This window comes from Flavobacterium sp. PL11 (assembly GCF_035985025.1).
Lineage (GTDB): Bacteria > Bacteroidota > Bacteroidia > Flavobacteriales > Flavobacteriaceae > Flavobacterium.
The window spans coordinates 1-3,868 of the sequence record NZ_JAXCIA010000062.1 but is presented as its reverse complement, the minus strand read 5'-3'; the positions used below and the strand labels follow the sequence as shown (position 1 = coordinate 3,868).

The 3,868-nt window shown below is 30.9% G+C and carries 4 protein-coding genes; 2 read left to right on the top strand and 2 right to left on the bottom strand.

From position 1 onward, the window contains the following. The first annotated feature begins 400 nt into the window (after positions 1-400). Both RCH18_RS15915 and RCH18_RS15910 read left to right on the top strand, forming a co-directional pair. Positions 401-769, top strand: a complete 369-nt coding sequence (locus tag RCH18_RS15915) for a hypothetical protein (protein ID WP_326937760.1) — start codon at positions 401-403, stop codon at positions 767-769. Between the two features lie 43 nt (positions 770-812). Then, positions 813-1,469 (top strand): TrmH family RNA methyltransferase, encoded by a 657-nt coding sequence (locus RCH18_RS15910; protein WP_326937759.1) that lies wholly within the window; start codon positions 813-815, stop codon positions 1,467-1,469. Here the strand turns inward: RCH18_RS15910 and RCH18_RS15905 are convergent. Further along, a complete protein-coding gene (locus RCH18_RS15905) occupies positions 1,466-2,194 on the bottom strand; it encodes a hypothetical protein (protein WP_326937758.1) in 729 nt (242 codons plus the stop codon). The two genes, RCH18_RS15910 and RCH18_RS15905, sit on opposite strands and share 4 nt — an antisense overlap. Before the next feature lie 3 nt (positions 2,195-2,197). Then, a complete protein-coding gene (locus RCH18_RS15900) occupies positions 2,198-2,692 on the bottom strand; it encodes a hypothetical protein (RefSeq protein WP_326937757.1) in 495 nt (164 codons plus the stop codon). Positions 2,693-3,868 lie beyond the last annotated feature (1,176 nt).

Here is a 3,868-nt window from a genome sequence, read left to right as displayed (position 1 = left end):
AAAACGTTAACTATATTTTAATCCTTAGCTTTAATAAACTGGCCTCAATACCGTATACTAATTCAAAAAACAATCTAAATTCCTAAACAAAAATTCAATCTAGAGGTATCACAAACCAATTTTAAAGTGACAAGGCTACTCTTTTTTACTAGTTTTGTCAAAAACTAAATCCTAACAGTTGACATCGATTACTTTATTTTACTAGAAAATATTTATAGGTAAACGTACAAGAGAAAATTTTTAAGTCTTGCAAATAAAACGAAGTGTTTTACTGTTGTTGTACCAGATATTTTTTTTTATCAACAATACAAGTGTGTTAAAAAAGAATTTGATAGAAAAGAATTAAGTATAATAAATCACTACTAATTTGTACTTTTGGTTTCACAAAAATGATAAAATTATGAATAAATACCATCTGCTTTTTATAATTTTAAGTTCGTCATTTTGCTTTGCTCAAAAAACTGATTTTAAGTTTGGATTTTCTAACAGTAATGAAAGTTATTTAAATGAAAAAGCTAATTATTTTGAAACCAAAAAGGTTTCGGTAAATAGTTATAGCCAGGAAAGTCAATATTCAATTTATAATCCGAAACCTGGATTTAATGCCACTAAAACAGCTTCAAAACATTTTTATTCTTTTACAAATACAGCAAATCTACTTGAAAACGAAATGAAAAATATAAAAAAAGAGCCAATTTTCCCCGAGTATAAACAAGAAAGTTTAGGAGAGAAAATTATCTCTACTTTTATTACTTCGATTTTAGAGTAGTGAATTTAGAGTTTTTACTATTTTTGCAGAAAATTAGTTTCCAATGGTTGACATCGATTACCTCAATTTTCTTGAAAACATTTTAACAGATAACCGAAAAGAAAAATTTCTAAAAATACTAGAAAACAGAACAAAGCATTTTACAATTGTTGTGGAGGATATTTTCCAAATGCACAATACAAGCGCGGTGATGCGCAGTTGCGAAATTTTTGGGATTCAAGAATTAAATGTGATTGAGCAACGCTATGGGAAAAGTATCGACAAGGAAATTGCAATGGGCGCCCAAAAATGGGTGGATATCAACACATTTGATTCCATTACAAATTGTATCGACACTATAAAGGCGCAAGGCTACCAAATCATTGCAACAACGCCGCACTCAACGGATTGTTTAATGGAAGATTTTGATATTACAAAACCAAGTGCTTTGTTTTTTGGAACAGAAAGAGACGGATTATCTGAAGAAATTCTACAACGCGCCGATGGCTTTCTAAAAATCCCGATGGTTGGTTTTACCGAGAGCTTGAATATTTCAGTTTCCGCCGCAATCATAATTCAAAACTTAACCAACCGATTGCGCAAAACAGATATCGATTGGCATTTATCCAACGATGAAATTTTACAAAAACGCTTGGCTTGGGCCAAAAATTCTATCAAAGATATAAAGCGTATTGAAGAGCGGTATTTTTTAGAGAATTAGAATTTAACTTCGCTTATCAATTTTATATCGCTTATGTTATTCGGGTTTAGTTCATAGCAAAATACTCCTGTGTCGCCTATAGCAAATAAAGTATTGTCTCTTATTATGACATCAAAACATTTTTTGCTGACGGAGTTGACTAAAACGGGTTCGGCAGGATTAGTGATGTCGAAAATCTTTATCACATCATCACATACAAATAAATAATTAGAGGTGTAAAAACCTAATCCTTTTGGTTGTGTTAATGTTCTACTATGCACTAACATTGGTTTGGTCAAATCTTTAGTGTCATAAACTTGTAGCACATTGATATTATTTCCACAAGTTACGTTAGAGTTTAATGTCACAAAGGAGTGGGTGCTATTGGCAATTACAGGATCGCATGCGGTAAAATGATTTACACTGGATAACTTCGTTGGATTTTCAGGATTTTTTATCGAATAAATGAACATCCCATTTCTAGATCCTATAAATAAGTTTTCGCCGTAAGAAAATAAGGTTTCTATATCAAAACCTATAGGAACTTCATTAACTTTTACTGGTTTTTCTCCGTCAATTAACGAAAACACATTTAATTTCATTTGATCAACTCCGTAAAGATAATTTCCTTTTATTGCAAATACGGCAAGCGAACCTCCTTGACCCACATCGCCATTTGAAGCGGTATCACCATTCGAGCAGCCTATTAAAAAAGCTAACGTAAAAATTGATAGAATTCTTTTCATTTTTTATTTGCTTAAAGTCCAGTCGATTATTACTTGATTGTCTTTTGTATATCCAAACTGGCCGTTTGGAGCTTGCTTTTGCGGGAAAACATTCCTGTTTCTATTGGTAACCGTAAATTTTTTGGATTGTGAATTGTAAGTGGCTGTAACTAAATCGACCGCTTGATTGATATAAATAGTATTTCCCTTTATTGCCAAATCTGTAGACCCAGCAACATTTATAAAATTAGTGCGAATGGGGTTTTGTGGATTCGAATAATCGTAAATATGAAATCCTTTATTGACTTCGTTTACAAACATCAAATTATCCTTAATATATATTTTTCCAGATTTTAGTACGGGCTGTGCATTTTGAAAGGCTATAGAATTCTCTAATTGCGTACGGTCAATAATTACAGGTTTATATTGTTGTCTATTATTTTCTCCATCGCCACCTGTTGTAGGCCAACAGGATATACATGAAAATGATATAAACAGTAGCACTATTATTTTTTTCATTGTAAAATGTTTTGCTGAAGATATTAAAAAATAGGAAAGGTTGCGTTTAATAATGAAATATTTATAAACTTTTGTATTCAATATATTTACTAACTATCACTTCATCGCCTATTTTTAGAAAATTAAGGAATTTTGTTACTAATAATAATACTGATAAAAAAAAAGACCATTTCAAAGTGAGCGTACAATGAAATGGTCTAATTTTAGGGTCGGATTTTTTGATAAAGAATGATTATTATTGTCTGACTTTAATTAAATATCTTTTTCAAAATACAAATGAATATAAATTGCGGAACCAAAATTTGTTGATGTTGAAGTCGTCAACCGATATCCTTTTGCGGCATACTCATCTAGTTTTTCCTAAATTTCTTTTTTTGAATCATTAGCAATGTGCTTGGAATCTAAAGTCAATTTAGAGTAATAAATTAAACTTTCTACTTTGTATTCTTTCATAATAGTTTTTTTGGTAATTTAATAGTTTTATAATTTTCCGGATAAATATAACTGATTTTGATTATAAAAAAAGTTTACTTTCTTATTTTTCCAAAAATAGCTCGAACAAGTTACGTACTTTGATTGTGATAAATTTAAGGATTTAAAACATTTGTTTTGTCGGTTCGAGCGCAGTCGTGAACCCTCATTTAATCTCGACTGCGTTCGATTTGATAAACAATAAAATCGGTAAGTCTTATAAGAATTATTCCAAAACCGTTTTAAACAATTAAGGAATTTTGATGGTAGATGTAATATTTTCATAAAAGACTTCTATTGTCAGTTCGAGCGCAGTCGAGAACCTTCATTCGTGAACCGCCATCGTAGATCCATCATTGAATCTCGACTGCGCTCGATTTGACAAAAAATGTAATGGGAAGATATTATAAGAATTATTCATGAACCGTTTTTAAACAATTAAGGAATTTTGATGGTAGATGTAATATTTTTATAAATAACTTCTATTGTCAGTTCGAGCGCAGTCGAGAACCTTCATTCGTGAACCGCCATCGTAGATCCATCATTGAATCTCGACTGCGCTCGATTTGACAAAAAATGTAATGAGAAGATATTATAAGAATTATTCCAAAACCGTTTTTAAACAATTAAGGAATTTTGATGGTAGATGTAATATTTTTATAAATAACTTCTATTGTCAGTTCGAGCGCAGTCGAGAACCTTCAT

Bases quoted from the DNA above. Each gene is read 5' to 3' on its own strand.
- RCH18_RS15915 (WP_326937760.1), top strand. From the start codon at position 401: ATGAATAAATACCATCTGCTTTTTATAATTTTAAGTTCGTCATTTTGC.
- RCH18_RS15900 (WP_326937757.1), bottom strand. From the start codon at position 2,692: ATGAAAAAAATAATAGTGCTACTGTTTATATCATTTTCATGTATATCC.
- RCH18_RS15905 (WP_326937758.1), bottom strand. From the start codon at position 2,194: ATGAAAAGAATTCTATCAATTTTTACGTTAGCTTTTTTAATAGGCTGC.
- RCH18_RS15910 (WP_326937759.1), top strand. From the start codon at position 813: ATGGTTGACATCGATTACCTCAATTTTCTTGAAAACATTTTAACAGAT.